The sequence below is a fragment of the Microbispora bryophytorum genome, assembly GCF_043197435.1.
Lineage (GTDB): Bacteria > Actinomycetota > Actinomycetes > Streptosporangiales > Streptosporangiaceae > Microbispora > Microbispora bryophytorum.
This window is the reverse complement of record NZ_JBICTF010000009.1, coordinates 270307-292060: the sequence shown is the minus strand read 5'-3', so window position 1 is coordinate 292060 and position 21754 is coordinate 270307. Positions and strand designations below refer to the sequence as shown.

The window sequence follows — 21754 nt, the reverse complement described above, 5'->3', positions numbered from 1 at the left end:
ATCTCAGGAGCAGGTGGTGCCGTTGAGGGTGAAGGCGGCCGGGCTGGTGTTGGCGCCGGTGTAGGTGCCCTGGAAGCCGATCTGGACGGACTGTCCGGGGTTGATGGTCCTGTTCCAGTCGAAGCCGGCGGCCGTCACGTTGGCTCCGGTCTGGGTCCAGGTGGCCGACCAGCCGGGCGGGCTGATCTTCTGGTTGCCGGAGAAGGCGAACTTCAGGGTCCAGCCGTTGATCGCGGTGGTGCCGGTGTTGGCGATCGTGACGGTCGCGGTGAACCCGCCGCCCCAGTCGTTGGGCGCGTACGTCACCGTGCAGCCGGCGCCGGCCGAGGGAGACGGTGACGGACTCGGCGAGGGGGACGGGCTGGGCGAGGGGCTGGGGGACGGCGATGGGCTGGGCGAGGGGGACGGGCTCGGTGAGGGGCTGGGCGAAGGCGAAGCCGACGGGCTGGGCGACGGCGACGGTGACGCGGACGGCGACGGCGACGGGCTGGGTGATGGCGACGGGCTGGGTGATGGCGACGGCGACGCGGACGGGGAGACGCTGGGGCTGGGCGAGGGCTCGGCGCCGGGTGACGTGCCCCAGATGAGGCGGCCGTCGTTACCGTACAGGGTCATGTGGTCCGCGCCCTTGGCCGACCAGTCGTTGGACGGGTCCCACGTCGCGCCGTCGGCCACGCCGATGCGCAGCTGCACCTCGCGGCGGAACTCCGACTGGCCGCCGGGGAAGATGAGCGTCCCGGTGCAGTCGACCTCGGCGTAGTAGGTGCGGCCCTCCAGCAGGTGCGGCCCGGTCGGCTGCTTGCACTGCGTGTAGGACGTGCTCACCGTGACCTGGCTCGCCGTGGTCGAGCCGTCCAGGGTGAAGTAGTAGCGGAACTTCGCCTTGTCGAGCACGGTCGCCGGCCAGGCCGACTTGTTGATGACGAACGTCTTGGCCGCCGTCTCCCGGCTCGTGTGGGTGACGGTCGGCTCCAGATAGAACTCCGGGCCGTCGGGGGTCTCGCGCGGCAGCGTGGCCAGGGGCGAGCCGCCGTACTCGCCGTAGAGGACGGCGAGCGAGCTGGTGATTCCGGAGTTGAAGTCGAGTGCGACCTCGTTCTTCACGTAGTCGCCGCGGCTGTCGGTGTAGGCGTCGGCGCCGTCCGGGCCGCCCACGAGGGCGCCGTAGAGGACGTGCCTGCTGACGGTGGGCTCGCCGTCGGGACCGGCGTTGGTCCAGGAGCCGTGCGCGCCGCGGTGGTGCGGGTTGCGCGGCGGGTTGGTCCCGAACCCGATCATGTAGCTGGAGTGGCGGGGGTTGTCGCCGAGCGCGTAGTCGACCTGTCGTTTGCCGAAGTCGTGGTAGCGCGCGTAGAGCGAGTCGCCGGAGCCGAGGAAGTCGGCGTACCTCATCGCGACGAAGGCGGTGTTGGCGGCCATGCGCAGCGAGGCCCAGTAGAAGATGTAGGCGAGGCCGCCGGGCGTGACCGTGCCCTTCTTGCCCTTGTATCCGACCGTCCAGTAGTCGAGGTAGCGCTGGACGTCGTTCTTGTAGGTCTGCTCGCCGGTCAGCTCGGCCATCTGCTCGTAGACGGCGTACTGCTTGTCGTTCCAGCCGAAGCCGAAGTTGAAGACCGGCACCTGCTGCCCGTTGCTGCCCGGGTCCTCCTGGGTGCCCATCTTCGGGTAGAACTCGCGCGCCCGGTCGAGGTAGCTCGCGGTGCCGGTGGCCCGGTAGAGCCAGACGGAGGCCCAGGCCAGCTCGTCCCAGTACATCTTCGTGGCGCCCTCGACCTGCCCGCCCTCGCCCGTGGAGTTGTAGAACCCCTGGGCGGCGCTGACGCAGTTCACGTACGCCGTGTCGCGGCCGTTCGTCCCCTTGGTCGAGTCGGCGAACGTGAACAGCTGCCTGGCGTGGGTGAGCAGCGTGTCGGCGTACGACGGGTCGGTCGGCCGGAAGACGATCGACGAGGCGGCCATCGCGGCGGCGGTCTCGGCGGCGACGTCGGTGCCCGGGCACGACGCGGTGATCTTGTAGACCGGCCGCTTGTGGCCCTTGGCCTCGACGGTCTCCGGCGCCCCCCAGTAGGAGTGGTCTTCGCCGCCGTCGCCGACCTGGACGTACAGGACGTTCGGCTCGGGGTGGGCGTCGATGAAGTAGTCGTTCGACTGCCGGAGCGTGTTCAGCAGGTACGGCAGCTGGCCCGAGCGCTCGTAGGACGCCCGGTAGTCCGCGCCGCCCCAGGCCAGCGTCGTGGTCATGGCCGCCATCGGGAAGCCGAACTTCACGTGGTCGCCCGCGTCGTAGAAGCCGCCCGACAGGTCCACCCCGGCGGACTTGCCGTCGTTGACCGTCGAGTCGGCCCGCCAGGTCACCCGGTTGGTGGACGGGAGGTGTCCCGACTCCTGCGCCTCGTAGAACAGGAACGACTTCTGCAGCGCCTCCCCGTAGTTGAAGGAGGCGGCCGCGACGGGGGCGGAGGTCGAGGTGACGGCCAGCAGGGCGCCGGCCAGTGCGGTCGCCGTGCTCGCGCTCAGCAGTCGTCGCGGTAGTCGCATCACGTGCCCCTCGGAAAGGACGACGGGCCGGCCCCGCCGCGCGGGCCGCCCCGGGAACGGGCGGGACGATCTCGTGCAGACCTCCCGCCCGGATCGTGCGTACGCGAGGTGGCGCGATCCAAGCACGCTCCGGTCACGGAGCGGTACGTCCAGGTCAGCGCGGCCGAGGGCACGCCGCGAGCTGAAACTTTCAGTTCCGCGCGGCGTTCACCGCAGCAGCATGAGCACACCCACGAGGAGGACTCCGGCGACGACCAGGGTCACCGCGAGCAGCGCCCTACTGCCGAACCGGCGGCGGATGAGTTTCGGATTGTGTGCCATCTCCAGCGCCTTCCGTCTCGCCGGGTCAGTTCCCGGACGTGTGCGTGCGGGACGCCGGATGCGTCCGCCTGAGCTCTCGTGCCCGGCGCAGCAGCGCCGCCCGGCGGGTGTGGGCCAGCACGGTCAGCACCAGTGCGGCCGCCACGAACAGCCCTCCGACCCCCAGCACGGGGGCGAGGCCGGTGCCCCGCCGCACCGCCATCGTGGCGAGGGCGGCGGTGGTGGCGAGCGAGGCGGCCAGAGCGATCCACGCGGCGATCACGCGGTCGGTGGCGAACAGCGGCACTCTGCGCATGAGCAGCCATCCGCCGTAGCCCGCCCAGGCCAGACAGGCAACGATGAGCAGGGCGAACACCACCTGCGTACGGCTGGGGAGCGGGCCGGGCTCGCCTGCCCACAGGGCGATCATGAACGCCGTGCCGGACAGCCCGGACAGCAACGACACCACCGCCCGGACGCGCCTGGCGCGCGACAGCGCCGGTTCGAGCCGCTCGATCATCTCCCGTGCCGACAGCCGCGGCTCCTCGGTCATGGCCGGTATCCCTTCTCCTCCAGATGCGCGCGCAACAGGCGACGTGCGCGGTTGAGCCGCGACTTGACCGTCCCGGTGGGGATCTCGCAGATCTGCGCGCAGTCCTCCACCGAGAGGTCCTGCAGGTAGAACAGGACGAGGATCTCCCGCTCCGGCATGGGCAGGCCCGACAGGAGGCTCACCAGCTCGGCGCGGTCCACCGCGGCGTCCACGGGATCGTCGACGGTCATGTCACCGGCCGCCAGGGCCTCGTGCACGGCCTCGTGCTCCCTGGCGTACTGGCCGCGCAGACGGTCGGTGACCGATCGGCGCGCGATGGTGAACAGCCAGGGCGCGAACCGGCCGGGTTCCCGCAGCCGGGGCAGGCCGCGGATCACGGCCAGCCAGATCTCCTGGGTGACGTCATCGGCCCGCTCGGCGTCGAGCATGCGCCGCACGTACGTCCACACGGGCAGCCGCCAGCGGGCCACCAGCTCGGCCAGCGCCGCGCGCTCGCCCAGCTGGGCGCGCACCACCAGCAGCTCGTCGGTCATCTCGTCCTCCCGTCCTCCTGCACAGTCGGACGGGGGACCACTCAGGTTCACGCCTTCCAACAGTCTCAGGGGTGGGACGGCGCGGCGGAGGCCGCCGGGGAGTGATCGGGCCGGGAAGTGATCGGGCCGAGGAGTGATCGGGCCTAGGAGGGCGACCCGCCTGCCTCGCGGCCGGACGCCCGTGGCGCCCGGCCGCGAGACGCCCTGCGGGCGGCAGCGCGGTGTGGCTACGCCTGTACCGGCGCGGGCGCGTACGTCTCAGCCTCCTCCTGGTGGTTCCGCGCCCGGTGGATCAGCGTGTCCAGCGCCCAGGCGCCGGGCCCGAGAACCGTGATGAGGAAGAACGACCAGCAGAACATCGCCGCCGCCTCGCCGCCGTTCTGGATCGGGAACAGGCCCTGCGGCATGTGGACCGTGAAGTACGCGTACGCCATCGAGCCGGAGCACAGCAGCGCGCTGACGCGGGTGAACAGCCCGACGAGGACGAGCGTCCCGAAGATCAGCTGGATGGCCGCCGCCCACCAGCCCGGCCATGTGCCGAAGGCCATGGCGTGACCGGTGCCGCGGTTGCCGCCCAGCACGCCGAAGATCGTAGCCGCACCGTGGCAGACGAACAGCAGCCCCGCCACGATGCGGAAAAGCGAGAGGACTGGTCCCCTGATCTGGTCCGTTTTCATGTGATCACCTTCTTGTCGTGCCTGCCGGACGTGCCGCGCGCATGCGCGCGGACGTGATCCGGGCCGGCCGATGGGAATGCGCCGGAAAACAGAGATCCGGCGGAAGGGAAACGGGAAACTCCGGCCGCCGCCTATTCGTAGTCATGGCAACGTAAATCGGCCGGCATTTCCTGTGTTCCGTGGCTCACATTGTCGGCGAATTGGACGTCCGGTGGCGTTGAGCCGCGCGGATGTGCGAGCAAAAGACCCAGAACCGCTGGTCAAATCCCGAAATAGGCAGCATCGTCGCTGGCGGCTTCGGCGGTTCCGGTATGGGCCACGGCTGCCGCTCCTCGCTTATTCGACGGCGAATACGCGCAGGGCGGTGTAGCCCCAAGAATGCTCACATAAGCATCCATAGTCAAGAGTTCAAGTAATCCTCCGTCAGGAAATGGCGACACCTTGTCGGCAAATCCATGACGCCACCCTGGCCACCTGCCGATTCTCCGCGGGCGCGGACGGCCCCGCGCCGGCGGGCAGCATGAAACTTTCTCGCATCACCGCCGGGAACCGGGGGGCTACCTCGTCCAGAGGCACTCCTGCGCCGTCCGCACGAGTGCCATCAACCCGGCCGACAGCCGTTCGCCCTGCCACGCGAGCGCGTACGTCAGGCGAAGGTCGCCCGCGTCCAGGGGGACGAAGGCGATGTCGTCCCTGCGGACGGACGCGACGACCAGGGAGGGCGTGGGCAGCAGGCCGACGCCGGCCGCGACCAGGTCGAGCGCGGCGGCGAAGTCGTCGATCTCGTCGGCCGCCACGTGCTGCAGGTGCGGCCCGACGCGGGCGGCGAGCCGTGCCCACATGCCGCCGGGCGGGCGTTCGCGCGGCATCAGGACGCGGTGCCGCGCGAGCCGTTCTGGCTGGAGGCGGGGCAGGCCGGCGAGCGGGTCCCCGGCCGGCACGGCCAGATGCCCGACGGGCACGTGGAAACGGGCGGCGGTGGTCAGCTCCCGCGGGAACGGGGCCGCGAGGATGGCCGCCGTCACCTCGCCGGCGGCGAGGGCCGCGACGGCGGCGGTCCGGCCGGCCGGGTACAGCTCCACTTCGGCCGGGGGGTCATGGCGCGCCATCCGGCGGGCGATCCGCGCCGCGAGGCCGCCGACCGGCGGGGGATAGGCCAGGCGGACATCGGCGCCCTCCGGCGCGGCGAGCCGCCTCGCCTCGGCCGAGAAGGCGGCCGCCGACCCCAGCAACGCCTCGGCGTACGGCAGCAGCGCCTTGCCGGCCGGAGACAGACGGACCTCCCGGCTGGTCCGCTCGAACAGGCGGACCCCGAGCGCGCGCTCGAGACGGCCGACGGCCTGGCTCGCGGCGGGCTGGGAGACGCCCAGCTCGGCGGCGGCGCGGGAGAAGCTGAGGTGCCGGGCGACGAGGGCGAAGCAGCCGATGTCGCGCAGCGGCGGGCCGGAGTCCACGCTCCAGTATGAGGAGATCAGGCGGTCCTGCGCAGACGCAGGTCACAGCCTGTCTGACGGTAGAACGTCAACTGGTCGTAGTAGACCCGCGCGCTGGCGAACACGCCGTCGTCGCCGATCGTGTAGCCGCCCGCCGCCGGGAAGATCACATGGCGGCCGGTGCCCATGATCTCCGTGCCGCCCGGCAGCAGCAGCACCCCGGTGTGGGTGGCTCTGAACGTCCACTCCGTGATGATGGTGTCGTCGAGGACGGCCCGCGTGATGAGCTCGTTGTGGATGTCGGGAAACGCCGTGAAGAGCTGCCGGAAGTACCAGCCGATCTGCTCGTGGCCCTCCAGCACCCCGGCGGGCGTGACGAAGACCGCTCCCGTGGAGAAGCAGCGAAGCACCCGCTCCTCGTCCTGGGAGTTGATCGCGTCCGTGAGCGCGTCGAGCAGCGCGCCGATCTCGGTCATGCGCCTCCTGTCCCCGTGCTGGGACTCCTACCCGCGGCAACGGGCGGTAGACGCTGGCGCACGGCGCGCAGTAGCGGGGCGCAGTGGCGGGGCGCAGTGGCGGGGCGTGCCGGGGTCAGTGCTTGCGGGCGACCCCGCACAGCGCGTCGACCTCGGAGGCCTCCCCGAACTGGCTGGGGTCGGGCCGCCACCGCGACACCGACACCACCCCCGGCTCCAGCAGCGTGAGCCCGTCGAAGAAGCGCGCGATCTGCCCGGGCGTCCGCAACCGGTAGGGGTCGCCGCCCTCGGCGCGGATGCGCTCCGCCTCGTCGGCCGCCTCGGGGAGGACGACCTTCGTGCCGTCCTCGAACACCAGGTGGCTGCCGGAGGGCAGAGCGGCCATGAGCCGGCGCACGATCGCGTACGCGTCCTCGTCGTCGAGCACCTGGCCCATGATCCCGAGCAGCATGAGCGCCACCGGCTCGCGGAAGTCGAGCGTCTTCGACGCGGCGCTCAAGATCTCGTCCGGTTCGCGCACGTCGGCCTCGACGTAGTCGGTTACGCCGGGCGGGCTGCTGATCAGCAGGGCGTTCGCGTGCACCAGGACGAGGGGGTCGTTGTCGACGTACACGACCCGGGACTCCGGCGCCACCCGCTGCGCCACCTGGTGGGTGTTGTCGGCGGTCGGCAGGCCGGTGCCGATGTCGAGGAACTGCCGGATGCCCACCTCGCCCGCCAGGTGCCGCACCGCCCGGCCGAGGAAGCCCCGCGACTGCCGTGCGATGTCGACGATGCCGGGGTATGCCTGCCGGATCTGCTCGCCGAGCTCGCGGTCGACGGTGAAGTGGTCCTTGCCCCCCAGGAAGTAGTTCCAGATGCGTGCCGAGTGCGGCACGCTCGTGTCGAGCTTGGGACGGTTCTCCTCGCCGGGGCCGTCCGCCGGGCCTTCGCTCACCGGATCCTCCTGCCGTCACATGATCGGTGCCCCACATTAGAGACTTCCGGACCCGCGGCATAGCCGGGAGAATCCGCCCTTGAGTCTCCAGCCGGTGGAGAGACCAGACTCGGTGCCATGGACGACGAGGGGCTGTTCACCATCGGATGGCTCTCCCGCCGCACCGGGATGCCCGTGCGCACGATCCGGTACTGGTCGGACGTCGGCGCGCTGCCTCCCGCGGAGCGGAGCGAGGGAGGCTACCGGCTCTACGACGCCGGCGCCGTGGCCAGGCTGGAGCTGATCAGGACGCTGCGGGATCTCGGTCTCGGCCTGGACGACGTACGGCGGGTGCTGGAGCGGAAGGTCACCCTGGCCGACGTCGCCGCCGTCCATGTGGACGCACTGGACGCGCAGATCCGCACTCTGCGGATCCGGCGCGCGGTGCTCAGCACCGTCGCGAGGCGGCGGTCCGGCACGGAGGAGACGAAACGGTTGAACGATCTGGCACGGCTGTCCGCCGAGCAACGGCGGCGCGTCATCGAGAGCTTCGTGGACGAGGTCTTCGGCGGCCCGGACGCCGATCCGGAGCTCAGGAACCGGCAGCGGCACACCGAGGCCGGCCTGCCCGACGACCCCACGCCCGAGCAGGTGGACGCCTGGGTGGAGCTCGCCGAGCTCGTGCGCGACCCGGACTTCCGGCGGCGCATGCGCGACATGGTGGAGCACAACACGCGCGGCCGCGCGGGGCAGGCGCCGGGTGCCTTCATGTGGTTCGCGAAGAAGGTCGTCTGGCAGGTGGGTCAGGCCCGGGAGAGCGGGGTGCGCCCCGACTCGCCCGAGGCCGCCGAGGTCGTCGGCCGCCTGCTCGGCGACATGAACGCCGACGGCCGGGCGGCGGTCAGGGAACGCCTGGAGGCCGGTCTGTTCGCCGAGGCCGAGCGCTACCGGCATCTCATGGCGGTGATCAACGGCAGGGAGCCGAAGCCGTCCCACGCGGACGACTTCGCCTGGCTCCTCGCCGCCCTTCGCGCCCACCCCTGACGTCCGGGTCGCACGGATCGGTCGCGATCGCCGAGATCGTCATCACCCTCCGTACGGCTCCGGGCCCGCAGGACCGCGCTGCCGCCGGGTGACCGTTCCCGTCATCGGCCGCCGGCGATCGGCGCGGGCGCCGGCAGGCCGATCCGTTCGCGTACGGCCTGCTGGAAGTGCGCGCAGCCGGTGACGTCGTCGTGGTCGCAGTCCAGCGCGCACTCGAGCATCTCCAGCGCCGCGCGGGCCTGTTCGATGCGCCGCCGGAGCTCGGCCCGCCGCCGGCGGAGGATCTCCCGCCGCTCGACCGCCGCGCGGGTGGCGATCATCTCGCGGATCTCGTCGAGCCCGAGCCCGGCCTCCTTCGCCCGCAGTATCACGGCCACCCGGAAGAGGTCGTCGGGGCCGTAACGGCGCCGGTCGCCCGCGACCCGGGAGGGCGTCAGCAGCCCCACCGACTCCCAATGCCGCAGGACGTGCGTCGCGAGGCCGAACCGGGCGGCCGCCTCGCCGATGCCGATGGTCGCGCTTGACTTCATGCCGACATTAAGTCGGACGCTGTCCCCCATGTCGAACCAATCCCTCATCGCCCTTCTCGACCGTGTCGACAGGCATCCGGGCCAGGCGGCGCTGCGCGCCCGCTCGTACGAACTTCTCGGCCTGGCCGCCGGGAGCCGTGTGGTGGACGTGGGCTGCGGCGCCGGACTGGCCGTCGCGGAGATGGCTGCCCTGGGCGCGCGACCGATCGGCCTGGACGTGGACGGGCAGGTGATCGAGGTCGCCCGGTCGCGGCACCCGGGCCTGGAGTTCCGCCGGTCGGACGCCTGCGACCTGCCGTTCGGGGACGGCGAGCTGGCCGGTTATCGGGCCGACAAGGTCTACCACGCCCTGGCCGATCCGGCGCGGGCGGCGGCCGAGGCGTGGCGGGTGCTCGCCCCGGGCGGGCGGATCGTCCTCATGGGGCAGGACTGGGACACGTTCGTGATCGACTCGGACGACCCCGCTCTCACCCGGGTCATGGTGCGGGCGAGGGCGGACGCCGTGCCCAGCCCGCACGCGGCCCGCCGTCACCGCACCCTCCTGCTCGACGCGGGCTTCGCCGACGTCACCGCCGAGGTCCGCACGGGTGTCTTCACGGACGGTTCGCTCCTGCCGATCGTCACCGGCGTGGCCGAGGGCGCGTACGCGGCGGGGGCGGTCACCCGATGCCAGGCCGACGACTGGATCGCGGAGCAGACCGGCCGCGCGCGGCGGGACAGGCTGTTCCTCGCCGTGCCCATGTTCCTGGCCGCCGCGCGGCGCCCGTGAGCGCCTTTCCCGCCTGCCGCGGGGGCGGCGTCCGGCGCTACCAGTGCGAGCGTCCATAAGGACAGTTGATGTATCCGCGCGGGACCAGACGAGGGACCCCGGCGGAGGCATTTGTAGCCGGGGCGGCGGGTTCGGACCTCGCGCGGGAGGAGATCCTCCCCGGCTCAGACCCGGGCGCCGCCGTCGACCCGCAGGACGGCGCCGGTCACGAAGGAGGCACGGTCGCTCAGCAGCCAGGCGGCGGCCTCGGCGATCTCGGCGGGGTCGGCTCCGCGGCGCAGCGGCGTCCGCGCCGTGAGCCGCTCCTGGAGCCCCGGGGACTCCGCCTCCCAGGCGCGGATCATCTCGGTGAGCGTGTTGCCGGGAGCGATCCCGTTGACGCGGATGCCTTCCGGGCCGTAGGTGACGGCGGCCGACTCGGTGAGGCTGTTGACCGCCCGCTTCATCGCGCCGTAGGCCGGAAGCTCCGGGTTGCCTCCCCAGCTGCCCACGGACGAGTTGTTGACGATGGCGCCCGTGCCCGCGGTGGCCCGGATCGCCTCCACCTCGGCGGCCATGGCCAGCCAGACGCCCTTGAGATTCACGGCGTAGACGCGGTCGAACTCGGCTTCCGGCATCTGGTCCATCGGGCCGGGCTGCTGGCCGGTCGCCCCGTTGTTGAAGGCGACGTCGAGCCGGCCGTACAGGTCCACCGCACGGCTCACGGCGGCCCGCACGCTCGACGCGTCGGCCAGGTCGCACACCACGTGGTCGGCGGTGCCGCCCGCCGCCCGGATCTCCTCGGTCACCGCCTTCAACTCGGCCTCGGTCCGGGCCGCGAGCAGCACTCGGGCGCCCTCCCGGGCGAACAGCCGCGCCGCCGCCGCCCCGATGCCGCGTCCGGCTCCGCTGATGAAGGCGACCTTGCCGGTCAGCAGGCCCGGAGCGCCGGGCGTGGCGGGGGTGGATGTGCCGGTGGTGAGTGTGTTGTCCATGGCAGTGAGCCTGGCCCGGTGCGCGCGGCCCATCCAGGCATCGGCGGTACCTGGATCGCCTCCGCGCCTCGCGCACACTGGAGGTGTGAACCGACGAGAACTGGCCGACTTCCTGCGCAGCAGGCGCGAGCGGATCAGCCCCGCCGACGTGGGACTGCCCGCCGGGCCCAGGCGCCGCACCCCGGGCCTGCGGCGTGAGGAGGTGGCGCAACTGGCGTTCATCTCGACGGAGTACTACACGCGGCTGGAGCAGGCCCGCGGCCCGCGCCCGTCGCGCGAGGTGCTGGCCGGGCTCGCCCGGGCACTGCGCCTGTCGGACGCCGAGCGCGCCCATCTCCATCACCTCGCCGGCGCCCCGCCCGCCCCGCCGCCGGGGCCCTCGCGTGAGGTGCGGCAGAGCATCCTGGACCTGCTGGCGCGGCTGCCGCAGGCCGCCGCGTTCGTGACGTCCGCGACGCTCGAAGTGCTCGCCTGGAACGAGCTGGCGGCCGCCCTCATGGAGGACTTCTCGGCCGTGTCCCGGCGCGACCGCAACCTGGTGCGCCGCGTGTTCCTCGGCCCGCACCACGAGGGACGGCGGTTGTACGGGGTCTCCGACGCCGACGACTTCGCCCGGCACGCGGCCCGGCGCCTGCGTGCGGCCGCCGCCCGCTACCCCGACGCACCCGAGGTGACCGGGCTGGTGGACGAACTCCTCGCGAAGAGCCCGGAGTTCGCGCGGCTGTGGGCCACCCACGACGTGGCGGCCGGGCCCACGCTGTGCAAGACCTTCCAGCACCCGCTGGTCGGCCCGATCGTCGTCAACTGCGATGCCCTCGACATCGCCGACCGCGACCAGCAGATGGTGATCTACACGGCCGTCCCCGGTTCGCCGTCCGACGAGGCGCTACGGCTGCTGTCGGTCATCGGCACCCAGCGCATGGACACCCCACGGTAGGTCGAAGTGATCCATAAGCATGGGTGATGGATCCGGCGCGGCAAAGCCACGTACGAGGAGGATGCGGGACGTCCTGTTCGACACATGAGGAGTGGTGATGACGTCGTCTTTTCCCGCATCGACCGTGCTGGGGTATCCGCGGATCGGGCCGGATCGGGAGTTGAAGCGGGCGCTGGAGTCGTACTGGGAGGGGCGTTCCGGCCGGGCGGACCTGGAGGAGACCGCGCGGCGGTTGCGGGAGGACACCTGGCGGCGGCTCGCCGCGCTCGGCCTGGAGGGCCTGCCGTCGAACACGTTCTCCTACTACGACCAGGTGCTCGACACCGCGGTGCTGCTGGGCGCGGTGCCCGGGCGTTACCGGCACGACGACGACCTGGCGACCTACTTCGCGATGGCCCGGGGCGCCGAGGGGATCGCCCCGCTGCGCATGACCAAGTGGTTCGACACCAACTACCACTACATCGTTCCCGAGATCGGCCCGGACACGGTCTTCTCGCTCGACGCCGCCAAGCCGCTGGCCGAGGTGCGCGAGGCCCGCGCGCTGGGGCTGGAGACCCGGCCGGTGCTGATCGGGCCGGTGACGTTCCTGCTGCTGTCGCAGGCCGCCCCCGGCAGCCCGGACAGCCCGGACAGCCTGGGCAGCCCGGACGGCCCGCACGGCCTGGACGGGTTCACCCCGCTCGACCGGCTGGACGACGTGGTCGAGGTGTACGCGCGCCTGCTGGGCGAGCTGGCCGCAGAGGGCGTCGGCTGGGTGCAGCTGGACGAGCCCGCCCTGGTCGCCGACCGCACCCCCGCCGAACTGGCCGCGGTCGAGGCGGCGTACGGGCGGCTGGGACGGCTGGAGCACCGGCCCGCGCTGCTGGTCGCCTCCTATTTCGGGGATCTCGGCGACGCGCTGCCCGTGCTGGCCGGAACGCCGGTCGAGGCCGTCGGCCTGGACCTCGTCCGGGGCACGGCCCAGGGTGTGGACGCCCTGGCCGGCAAGACGGTCGTCGCCGGCGTGGTGTCGGGGCGGGACGTCTGGCGCGCCGACCTGGACCGCGCGCTGGCCACGCTGCACGCCGCGCGGGAGCGCGCCGGGCGGGTCACGGTGAGCACATCGTGCTCGCTCCTCCACGTGCCCTACGACGCGGAACGGGAGACCGGCCTCGATCCCGAGCTGCGGGAGCGGCTGGCGTTCGCCGAGCAGAAGGTCGCCGAGGTGGTCGAACTGGCCGCTCTGCTCACGGCCGCCCCCGACCATCCCGCGCCCGGCCGTCACCTGCCCGGCCATCCCCTGCCCGGACCCGCCGCCGCACCCGGACGTCCGCGCGCCTCCCGGGCCCGTACGGCGGAGGGCCGCGCCCCCTACGCCGTACGGGCCGTGGCGCAGGCCGAGCATCTGAAGCTGCCGCTTCTCCCGGTCACCACGATCGGCTCCTTCCCGCAGACGGGCGAGCTGCGCCGGGCCCGGGCGGCCCTGGCGGCCGGGGAGATCGGCGAGGCGGCGTACGAGAGCATGGTCCGCGCGGAGATCGAGCAGGTCATCGCGCTGCAGGAGCGGCTGGGGCTGGACGTCCTCGTGCACGGCGAGCCCGAGCGCAACGACATGGTGCAGTATTTCGCCGAGCACCTCGACGGCTTCGCCGTCACCCGGCACGGCTGGGTCCAGTCGTACGGCTCGCGCTGCACCCGCCCGCCGCTCCTGCACGGCGACGTGCGGCGGCCGGAGCCGATCACCGTCCGCTGGGCGCGGTACGCCCAGTCGCTGACCAGCAAGCCGGTCAAGGGCATGCTCACCGGCCCGGTGACGATCGTGGCGTGGTCGTTCGTCCGCGACGACCTGCCGCTGCGCGAGGTGGTGTTCCAGGTCGCCGACGCCGTACGGGAGGAGGTGGGCGACCTGGAGGAGGCGGGCGTCCGCGTCATCCAGGTCGACGAGCCCGCGCTGCGTGAGCTGATGCCGCTGCGGCGCGCCGAGCAGGCCGCCTACCTGGAGTGGGCCGTCGCGGCCTACCGATGGGCCACCTCCGGCGTGAGCGAGCACACGCAGATCCATACGCACCTGTGCTACTCGGACGCCGACGAGATCCTCGCCGCGATCGACGCCCTCGACGCCGACGTCACGAGCATCGAGTCGGCGCGCTCGCGGGGGCGCCTGCTCGGCGCGGTCGGCGCGTTCCCCAGGGGATTGGGGCCGGGCGTGTACGACATCCACTCGCCGCGGGTGCCGGGCGCCGGCGAGGTGGAGCGCCTGCTCACGGAGGCGCTGCGGACGGTGCCCGCCGAGCGGTTGTGGGTCAACCCCGACTGCGGGCTGAAGACCCGCTCGTACGAGCAGGTCGAGGCGGCGCTCGCCCACGTGGTCGAGGCGGCGGCCCGCCTGCGCGAGCGCCACGCCTGAACCTCGTCGGGGCGGCGCGGCGAAAGGCGAACCCCGCGTCCCCGCGTCCCCGCGTCCGCGAGGCCGGGGAGAACGGGTCAGCCGCGCTTGGCGGAATTGCGGGGGATCACCAGGCCGGACTCGTAGGCGAAGACGACGAGCTGGGCGCGGTCCCGCGCGCCGAGTTTGGTCATCGCCCTGCTCACGTGGGTCTTGGCGGTGAACGGGCTGATCACCATGTGCGCTGCGATCTCCTCGTTGGTGAGGCCGTGCGCGACCAGGGCGACGACCTCCCGTTCGCGGTTGGTGAGCTCGGCGAGGGCGGTCGTCGGCACGGCGTCCGGCGGGCGCGAGACGTACTCGCTGATGAGTGTCCGGGTAACCGCCGGGGACAGCAGGGCGTCGCCGCGCGCCGCGACCCTGATCGCGTGGAGAAGCTCCACCGGCTCGGTGTCCTTGAGCAGGAAGCCGCTCGCGCCCGCACGCAGCGCGTCGAACACGTAGCGGTCGAGTCCGTAGTTGGTGAGGATCACCACCCGGGTGGCGGCCAGGCGGGGATCGGCGGCGATGCGGCGGGTCGTCTCGATGCCGTCCATCACCGGCATCTGGATGTCCACGAGCGCGATGTCGGGGACATGCCGCTCGGCCAGCGCCAGGCCCTGGCTGCCGTCGCCCGCCTCGCCGACCACCTCCACGCCGTCCTCGGCGTCGAGCAGCGCCTTGAATCCGGCCCGGATGAGCGCCTGGTCGTCCACCAGCAGCACCCTGATCACGCCGCCCCCTCCGTCACCGGCAAGGGCAGCTCGGCGTGGATGGTGAAACCGCCGTCCGTCCCCGGACCGGTCTGGAGCCGCCCGCCAAGCGCGGCCACCCGCTCCCGCATGCCGGTGAGTCCGACGCCCACGCGAACCGCTTCGGGCCGGACCACGGTGCCCGTTCCGGAGGCCCCGTCCGCTCCGTGCCGTGGCGTCGTCGCGGCGGGCAGCCCCCCGCCGTCGTCCTCGACGCGTACGACGAGGGCGTCGGGCAGGTAGCGGACCTGCACGGACGTCGAGGCGGGGCCCGCGTGCCGCGCCACGTTGGTGAGCGACTCCTGCACGATCCGGTAGGCGGCCAGGTCGACCTCGGGCGGCAGGGTGCGGGGCGTGCCGCTGATCGCCAGCGTGGCGGGCACGCCCGCCGACCGTGCCCGCTCTACCAGCTCGCCGATCCTGTCGGCCCGGGCCGTGCCCGGCGCGTCGTCGGGGCCGGGTTCGCGTAGCACCTCCAGCGTCGCGCGCAGCTCCCGCATGGCGTCCGCACTCGCGTCCTGGATCGCCAGCAGCGCGGCCGGCACGTCGTCGCCCCGCTTGCGCGCCAGGTGGACGGCCACGCCGGCCTGCACCTTGATGATCGAGATGCTGTGGGTGAGCGAGTCGTGCAGCTCCCTGGCGATGCGCAGCCGCTCCTCGCCCGCGCGGCGCAGCGCGACCTCTTCACGGGTGCGCTCCGCCTCGACGGCGCGTTGCTCGGCCTGACGCAGGTACGCCCGCCGCTGCCGGGAGACGACCCCCGCCACGTTGGCGGCGACGAACCAGCCGACGAGCAGGCCGATCCGGTCCACCACCTCGCGCGGGGTTCGCGTGCCGAGATCCGACAGCTCCACCAGCAGGACACCGGCGAGGTAGGCGGCGCTGACCGCCGCCGCCCACAGACGCCGTCCCGCGGTGGCCGCGGAGAACACGGTGATCAGGAGGGGGAAGGCGGTCGCGGTCTCGGGCTGCACCCGCAGGGCGTAGGTCATCATGCAGGCCGCGGCGACGACGAGCGCCGTCACGGGCGCCGTCCGCCGTGCGGCCAGGGCGGCGGACCCGCCCACCAGAAGCAGATAGCCGGCCACCCCCACCTGCGCGGGGCCGTTCGGCGAGCCGGGAAGCAGGGTGCCGCTCGCCAGCAGCACCGCCACGACAGCCGCGATCGCGGCATCCGAGGCGTAGAACCGGGGTGACTCCGGGGACGCCGATGGGCTGGGGGACGCCTGCCGTTCGCGATCACCGTCCATGTCAGAAGGGTAGACCGAGTCCCTTTCGCCCCGCCTCCTCCCGGCGGACCGATCCCGCACTACTCCCGCCGTAGTACGGCCGCCGCCTGGTGGCCGTGCCGGGAGCGGCTCGCAACGCCTTCCGCCGTACGACGACGGGGGCGGCCGCGCCCGGCAGGATCGGTCGCCATGACAGCACGACCGATGAGGAGGCCGAGATGCCGACGCCGTACCGCTATGTGACCCCGGTGCCCACGGATGCGGCGGCCGGGCTGATCGCCCAGGTCTACGCCCAGATCGCCAGTGATTTCGGCATGGCCCGCATGCCACTGTTCCTGACGTTGTCCCCGGCTCCCGAGGTGCTCGCCTCCACCTGGGCGATGCTGCGTGAGTCGCTGCTCGCCGGGCAGGCCCCGAGAGCGGCCAAGGAGGTCGTCGCCACCGGGGTCTCCCTCGCCAACAAGTGCCCGTTCTGCGTCGACGCGCACACCGTGCTCCTGCACGCGACCGGCGAGCACGAGCTGGCCGAGACGGTCGCGCGCGGGGAGAGGCCGTCCGATCCGGAGCACGCCCGGCTGTTCACCTGGGCCACCGGCACGGCCACCTCGGGGCAGGCGCCGCCGTGTCCGCCCGGCCACGCGGCCGAGTACATCGGCACGGCCCTCGCCTTCCACTTCATCAACCGGATGGTGTCGTCGCTGCTGACCGACGACCTCCTGCCCGCCGGCCTGCAGCGGTCCCGGCTCGTACGCGGCATCGGCGGCAGGGCCCTCGCCAGGACGGTGCGCCGCAGGCTGCCGCGGGGCGAGGCGCTGCCGCTGCTGCGTGGGCTGCCGTCGGGCCCGGTCCCGGCCTGGGCGGCGGGCACCCCCGCCGGGACCGCGTTCACCGCGCTGCGGGCGGCGGCGGGGGAGGGAGGCCATCTGCTGGACGACACGGCCAGGGACGCGGTCGTGGAGGCCGTCGCCGGCTGGGACGGCGAACACCCGTCGTTGTCCGGCTGGCCGGCCGGTCCGCTGGAGGACGTCGCACCCGCGCAGCGCCCGGCCGCCAGGCTCGCCCTGCTGGCCGCCCTCGCGCCCTATCGGGTGACCGACGCCGACGTCGCCGCCTGGCGGGAGGCCGGGGGCGGACGGTCCGACGCCGACCTCGTGCGGCTGCTGGCGTTCGGGGCGATCACCGCCGTCCGGCGGATCGAGGTCGCCCTCGCCGTGCCGGTCTCCTGACACCGGGCGCCCGGGACGAGGATCCCGTGCGGGCCTGCGTACGGCCGGGGGTGACGAGCGGGCGACCGTAGGGGGAGCAGGGGGAGGAGGTCAGACCTCCAGCTCGCCGGACCAGATCGTCACGGCGTGCCCGGCGAGCTCGACGCGGTCGCCGCGCAGGGTCGTGCGCACGGTCCCGCCGCGGCTCGACACCTGCTCCCCGACGAGCGCGTCCCGGCCGAGTCTGCCCGACCAGTGCGGCGCGAGCACGCAGTGGGCCGAACCGGTGACCGGGTCCTCCGGCACGCCCACGCGGGGGCCGAAGAACCGGGAGACGTAGTCGGCGGAGGTGCCCTCGCCGGACGACGTCACGATGACGCCCCGGGCATCGACCTCGGCCAGCCGCGCCATGTCGGGGTCGGCGGCCCGGACCTCCTCGGCCGATCCGACCTCGACCAGCAGGTCGAACTCGCTGCGGCCGGTCCACACCGGCGTGACGCCGAGAGCCTCGACGAGGCCGTCCGGCGGCGGGCACGGGGTGGCCTGCTTCGCCGGGAAGTCCATCGCGATCAGCCCGCCGTCCGCCTGCTCGGTCGCGAGCACGCCGCTCTTCGTGTCGAACTCCAGCCGGCCCGACTCCCCCAGGGAGTAGAGGACGTGTGCGGTCGCCAGGGTGGCGTGCCCGCACAGCGCGACCTCGACGGCGGGGGTGAACCAGCGCAGCGAGCACGGCCCGTCGCCGTGCGGCAGCACGAAGGCCGTCTCCGAATGGCGCATCTCGGCGGCCACCGCCTGCATCCACTCGTCCGGCACGGTCTCGTCGAGGAGGCAGACCGCGGCGGGATTGCCCCGGAACGGCCGGTCGGTGAAGGAGTCCACGGTGAAGATGCGCATGCCTGCGGATTCTACGGCCGCCCGCCTTCACCGGCGGGACGGCCGAGCGCGGCGAGGGTCTCCCGGGCGACCTGGAGCTCCTCTCGGGGCCGTACGACGAGGACCGGCAGGCGGGCGCCACTCGGGCTGACGACGCCGTCCCGGTCCACGTCGTCGACGGCGGGCGGCTCGACGCCGAGGAGCGACAGCCTGCGGCACACGGCCTCGCGCACCTCGGGCTGGTCCCAGCCGATCTCGCCGGTGAACACGAGCGCGTCGAGCCGGTCGAGGGCGGCGGTCGAGGCGGCGATCTCCCGGCTCACCCGGTAGGCGAACACGTCGAGCGCCAGGGCGGCGGCCTCCTCGGACGAGGCGACCAGGTCGCGGGTGTCGCCGGACAGGCCGTCGGAGAGCCCGAGCAGGCCGGAGCCGTGCTCCAGCCCGTCGCGCAGCTCCTCCAGCGTGAGGCGCGAGCCGGACAGCAGCCACAGGAGCATGCCGGGATCGACGCTGCCCGAACGCCTGCTCATGGGCACGCCCTCCAGCGGCGTGAACCCCATCGAGGTGTCCACGCTGCGGCCGTCGCGCACGGCGCAGACCGAGCAGCCGCCGCCGAGATGCGTGAGGATCAGGTTGACCTCTCCGGCCGGACGTCCGAGCAGCTCGGCCGCCCGGCGGGCCGCCCACGCGTACGACAGCCCGTGGAAGCCGTAGCGGCGCAGGCCCCAGCGGCGCCGCCATCCGGCGGGCAGGGCGTAGGTCGCGGCGGCGGCGGGCAGCCCGGCGTGGAAGGCGGTGTCGGGACACAGCACGTGCGGCACGGACGGCAGCACCCGCCGGGCCGCCTCGACCAGCGCGAGCGCGGGCGGCACGTGCGACGGCGCGAGGCCGGCGTATTCGCGCACGGCCTCCACCACGTCGTCGTCGGCGACCGTCGGCGCGCGGACGGCCTCGCCGCCGTGGACGAGCCGGTGACCGGCCGCGGTCACGTCGGCGCCGGCCTCGGACAGGAAGTCCGTCAGCGTACGCTCCGCCTCGGCGGGGTCCGGGCTGTGTTCGCTGTGCTCGGCCCGCAGCACGCGGCCGTCCCGCACCAGATGCAGCTGGAGGCTGCTGGAGCCGGCGTTGACGGTGAGCACGGTCGGTGTCATGGCGTCCGTCTTTCCGGCGACGCGGCGGGCAAACCCCCCCGCCGGACAGGGCGGTCGGGGAGACCGGCGGGCCGGGGAGGTCAGGGACGCACGGCGCAGAGCAGGCGGTTGTCGCCGCGCTGCCACAGCGTCCCGATCTCGGCGAAGCCCGCCGCGCGCAGGGCCTCGACGTGAGTGGACAGGTGGAGCGACTCCGAGCCGTGGTGAGCCGCGGTGGCCGGCCGGGGAGCCGCGACACCGGCGAGCTCGGGGTCGGCGGCGATCGCGTCCCACCACTCGCGCCAGTCCTCGGGACGGCCGCCGGCGAAACGCCGCCGCTCCTCGCTCTCGTGGATGGCCCGCTCCAGGCGCGCCAGCTCAGGAGTGGTGTCCTCGGAGCTGAAGTGGTCGCCGTCGAGGAACAGCCCGCCCGGCCGCAGCACGGCCGCGAGCTCGGCGTACACGGCGCGCAGGTCGTGCTCGGCCAGCCAGTGCAACGCGGTCGTGCTCACCGCCGCGTCCGCCGGACGGTCGAGGCCGAGCGCCCGACTCCATCCCGGTTCGCGCAGGTCCAGGTCGGCGAGGCGCAGGCCGTGGCGGTCGCCGTACGCGGCCCGGGCGAGCGACAGCAGCAGGGGATCGGCGTCGACCGCGACGATCCTGGCCCCGGGAAGGCGGTCCAGCAGGCGGGCCGACAGCGAGCCGGGGCCACAGCCGAGGTCGATCACGAGGGGGTCCGGGCGGCCCACCCCGGCCTCGACGGCGTCGATCAGCGCGGTGAAGCGCTCCTCCCGGTCGGGAAGGTAGCCCTCCTGCTGGCGGTCCCAACGGTCGATCCACCGGGTGGCCACGTCGAACGTGAGCATGCCGTCTCCTTGTAACTGGCGTGTATGCTTTCGGCAGTTACAAACGTAGAGCGCAAAGGTGTAACTGGTCAAGTGAACTTCAACAGTCACACCGATGGTGTGGTGGCGGTCGCCGTCGGCCTGGTCAACGCGCTGACCGAAGGTGAGGCACGGGGCCGGTCGTACGAGCCGCCCACGGGAAAGGCGCGGGCCGCCGCGGTCGCCGACGTCCTCGCGGCCGGCGACAGGCGGGCGCCCGCGGTCACCGAGGCGGAGGCGGACGCGCTCGCCGAGGTCGCCGGGCGGCTGCGCGGCGTGTTCGAGGCCGTGACGCGCGGCGACGTGGACACGGCGGCGCTCACCGTGAACCGCCTGCTGGCGGAGACCGACGCGCGCCCGCACCTCGACCGGCACGACGGGGAGCCCTGGCACCTGCACTTCCACGCCGCGGGCGGCACCCTGGCCGGAAACTACGCGGCCAGTTGCGCGACCGGCCTCGCCGTGGTGCTCGGCGGCGAGCTGCACGACCGGCTCGGCGTGTGCACCGCGCCGCACTGCGACCGCGTGTACGTGGACACCTCCCGCAACGGCACCCGCCGCTTCTGCTCCACGGCCTGCCAGAACCGGGTCAAGACGGCCGCATTCCGGGCGCGCGGCGCCTGACCGCTCACGGGGCCTCACAGGGCCTCGCGGGGCCCGAACGACAGGTCCGATCGCCGCCGGACCTCCCGGCGCCGATGTCGCCATGCTCGACCCCATGAACGAGCTCAACGACATGAACGGCAAGGCGGCCCTGGTCACCGGGGGTGGCCGGGGAATCGGCGCGGCGGTCGTCCTCAAGCTGGCCGAGCGCGGCGCGGACGTGGCGCTGACCTACGAGCGCGACGACGACAGCGCGGCCGCCGTGGCCGAGAAGGTGAAGGCGATGGGCCGGCGGGCGCTGGTCATCCGGGCCGACAACGGCGACGCCCCGGCGGTCGCCGCCGCTGTGGACGAGGCCGCCGCGGAGTTCGGCCGGCTCGACGTCCTCGTGAACAACGCGGCGGTCTTCCACGTCGCGCCGATCGAGGATCTGGGGCCGGACGAGGTCGACCGTACGCTCGCGGCCAACGTGCGCGGGCCGTTCCTGGCCGCGCGGGCGGCGGCGGGCCACATGACCGAGGGCGGCCGGATCATCACGATCGGGAGCAACGTCGCCGAGCGGACCGTCTTCCCGGGCTTCGCCCTGTACGCCATGAGCAAGACGGCCATGACCGGAATGACCAAGGGGCTCGCCCGCGACCTCGGGCCGCGCGGCATCACGGTCAACCTCGTCAACCCCGGCCCGACCGACACGGCCTCCAACCCGGCGGACAGCCCCATGGCCGACACCGTCCGGGGACTGACGGTCCTCGGCCGCTACGCGCAGCCCGGTGACATCGCCGAGACCGTGGCCCACCTGGCGGGCGACGGCGGGCGCTACGTCACCGGCACGACGATCAACGTCGACGGCGGCTGGGCCGTCTGACGTCCGCCCGGGGCGCACCGCTCAGCATAGGAACGCGATCTCGCGGCCCGGTCACGTAACCGGGCCGCGCCCGGTCGCCGACGAGACAGGGGTCGCGATTCGCGTGCGGGTCCTCACGTATGAAGGTCT

The 21754-nt window shown here is 73.2% G+C and carries 21 protein-coding genes; 7 read left to right on the top strand and 14 right to left on the bottom strand.

Translation table 11 applies throughout. The annotated features are described in order from the left end of the window. Positions 1 to 3: 3 nt before the first annotated feature. The 7 genes from ACGFIB_RS28730 to ACGFIB_RS28700 form a co-directional block, all read right to left on the bottom strand. Entirely contained in the window at positions 4 to 2538 is a 2535-nt protein-coding gene (locus tag ACGFIB_RS28730) for a glycoside hydrolase family 9 protein (protein ID WP_393376249.1), read from the bottom strand. Between the two features lie 346 nt (positions 2539 to 2884). Continuing rightward, positions 2885 to 3391, bottom strand: coding sequence for a hypothetical protein (locus ACGFIB_RS28725; RefSeq protein WP_393376247.1), 507 nt, complete (start codon positions 3389 to 3391; stop codon positions 2885 to 2887). Then, entirely contained in the window at positions 3388 to 3924 is a 537-nt protein-coding gene (locus ACGFIB_RS28720; RefSeq protein ID WP_142571633.1) for an RNA polymerase sigma factor, read from the bottom strand. The genes ACGFIB_RS28725 and ACGFIB_RS28720 overlap by 4 nt, the downstream gene beginning before the upstream one ends. Positions 3925 to 4151: 227 nt before the next feature. Then, on the bottom strand, positions 4152 to 4601 hold the full coding sequence (locus ACGFIB_RS28715; RefSeq protein ID WP_357261116.1) for a DoxX family protein: 450 nt from the start codon (positions 4599 to 4601) through the stop codon (positions 4152 to 4154). 557 nt (positions 4602 to 5158) lie between these two features. Further along, positions 5159 to 6055 carry a LysR family transcriptional regulator gene (locus ACGFIB_RS28710; RefSeq protein ID WP_393376245.1) on the bottom strand — a complete coding sequence of 299 codons (897 nt, stop codon included), beginning with the start codon at positions 6053 to 6055 and terminating at the stop codon, positions 5159 to 5161. 17 nt (positions 6056 to 6072) lie between these two features. Then, positions 6073 to 6510: an ester cyclase gene (locus ACGFIB_RS28705; RefSeq protein ID WP_357244415.1), complete on the bottom strand. Its 438-nt coding sequence runs from the start codon at positions 6508 to 6510 to the stop codon at positions 6073 to 6075. 115 nt (positions 6511 to 6625) lie between these two features. Beyond that, positions 6626 to 7447, bottom strand: coding sequence for an SAM-dependent methyltransferase (locus ACGFIB_RS28700; protein WP_393376244.1), 822 nt, complete (start codon positions 7445 to 7447; stop codon positions 6626 to 6628). A gap of 117 nt (positions 7448 to 7564) precedes the next feature. On the opposite strand from ACGFIB_RS28700, the gene ACGFIB_RS28695 reads away from it, so the two are divergent. Further along, complete coding sequence (locus tag ACGFIB_RS28695) at positions 7565 to 8470, top strand: helix-turn-helix domain-containing protein (protein ID WP_393376243.1); 906 nt, start codon at positions 7565 to 7567, stop codon at positions 8468 to 8470. A gap of 101 nt (positions 8471 to 8571) precedes the next feature. On the opposite strand, the gene ACGFIB_RS28690 is transcribed toward ACGFIB_RS28695, so the two are convergent. Continuing rightward, positions 8572 to 9000: a MerR family transcriptional regulator gene (locus tag ACGFIB_RS28690; RefSeq protein ID WP_393376241.1), complete on the bottom strand. Its 429-nt coding sequence runs from the start codon at positions 8998 to 9000 to the stop codon at positions 8572 to 8574. A 28-nt stretch (positions 9001 to 9028) separates the two neighbouring features. On the opposite strand from ACGFIB_RS28690, the gene ACGFIB_RS28685 reads away from it, so the two are divergent. Then, the gene (locus tag ACGFIB_RS28685) at positions 9029 to 9769 is read left to right on the top strand and encodes a methyltransferase domain-containing protein (protein ID WP_393376239.1); all 741 of its coding nucleotides are present in this window, start codon (positions 9029 to 9031) and stop codon (positions 9767 to 9769) included. A gap of 164 nt (positions 9770 to 9933) precedes the next feature. Here the strand turns inward: ACGFIB_RS28685 and ACGFIB_RS28680 are convergent, their stop codons facing one another. Further along, positions 9934 to 10743, bottom strand: a complete 810-nt coding sequence (locus ACGFIB_RS28680) for an SDR family NAD(P)-dependent oxidoreductase (RefSeq protein ID WP_357244428.1) — start codon at positions 10741 to 10743, stop codon at positions 9934 to 9936. A gap of 85 nt (positions 10744 to 10828) precedes the next feature. Between ACGFIB_RS28680 and ACGFIB_RS28675 the strand changes: the two genes are divergently transcribed. Both ACGFIB_RS28675 and metE read left to right on the top strand, forming a co-directional pair. Beyond that, complete coding sequence (locus tag ACGFIB_RS28675) at positions 10829 to 11680, top strand: helix-turn-helix transcriptional regulator (protein WP_142571624.1); 852 nt, start codon at positions 10829 to 10831, stop codon at positions 11678 to 11680. Positions 11681 to 11777: 97 nt separating this feature from the next. Further along, entirely contained in the window at positions 11778 to 14066 is a 2289-nt protein-coding gene (gene metE, locus ACGFIB_RS28670) for a 5-methyltetrahydropteroyltriglutamate--homocysteine S-methyltransferase (RefSeq protein ID WP_393376237.1), read from the top strand. Between the two features lie 77 nt (positions 14067 to 14143). Here the strand turns inward: metE and ACGFIB_RS28665 are convergent, their stop codons facing one another. Then, a complete protein-coding gene (locus tag ACGFIB_RS28665; RefSeq protein WP_142571622.1) occupies positions 14144 to 14818 on the bottom strand; it encodes a response regulator in 675 nt (224 codons plus the stop codon). After that, positions 14815 to 16086 (bottom strand): sensor histidine kinase, encoded by a 1272-nt coding sequence (locus tag ACGFIB_RS28660; RefSeq protein ID WP_393376235.1) that lies wholly within the window; start codon positions 16084 to 16086, stop codon positions 14815 to 14817. The genes ACGFIB_RS28665 and ACGFIB_RS28660 overlap by 4 nt, the downstream gene beginning before the upstream one ends. A gap of 95 nt (positions 16087 to 16181) precedes the next feature. On the opposite strand from ACGFIB_RS28660, the gene ACGFIB_RS28655 reads away from it, so the two are divergent. Further along, on the top strand, positions 16182 to 17291 hold the full coding sequence (locus ACGFIB_RS28655) for a carboxymuconolactone decarboxylase family protein (protein WP_357261142.1): 1110 nt from the start codon (positions 16182 to 16184) through the stop codon (positions 17289 to 17291). Between the two features lie 90 nt (positions 17292 to 17381). Here ACGFIB_RS28655 and ACGFIB_RS28650 read toward each other — a convergent pair whose 3' ends face one another. The 3 genes from ACGFIB_RS28650 to ACGFIB_RS28640 form a co-directional block, all read right to left on the bottom strand. Then, positions 17382 to 18164, bottom strand: a complete 783-nt coding sequence (locus ACGFIB_RS28650; protein ID WP_357261145.1) for a PhzF family phenazine biosynthesis protein — start codon at positions 18162 to 18164, stop codon at positions 17382 to 17384. A gap of 11 nt (positions 18165 to 18175) precedes the next feature. After that, on the bottom strand, positions 18176 to 19294 hold the full coding sequence (locus ACGFIB_RS28645; protein ID WP_393376233.1) for an acetate/propionate family kinase: 1119 nt from the start codon (positions 19292 to 19294) through the stop codon (positions 18176 to 18178). Positions 19295 to 19374: 80 nt separating this feature from the next. Next, on the bottom strand, positions 19375 to 20139 hold the full coding sequence (locus ACGFIB_RS28640) for a class I SAM-dependent methyltransferase (protein WP_357160539.1): 765 nt from the start codon (positions 20137 to 20139) through the stop codon (positions 19375 to 19377). 72 nt (positions 20140 to 20211) lie between these two features. On the opposite strand from ACGFIB_RS28640, the gene ACGFIB_RS28635 reads away from it, so the two are divergent. Both ACGFIB_RS28635 and ACGFIB_RS28630 read left to right on the top strand, forming a co-directional pair. Next, complete coding sequence (locus tag ACGFIB_RS28635; protein WP_142571617.1) at positions 20212 to 20781, top strand: CGNR zinc finger domain-containing protein; 570 nt, start codon at positions 20212 to 20214, stop codon at positions 20779 to 20781. A gap of 94 nt (positions 20782 to 20875) precedes the next feature. Further along, a complete protein-coding gene (locus tag ACGFIB_RS28630) occupies positions 20876 to 21625 on the top strand; it encodes an SDR family NAD(P)-dependent oxidoreductase (RefSeq protein ID WP_357030391.1) in 750 nt (249 codons plus the stop codon). Positions 21626 to 21754: the final 129 nt, after the last annotated feature.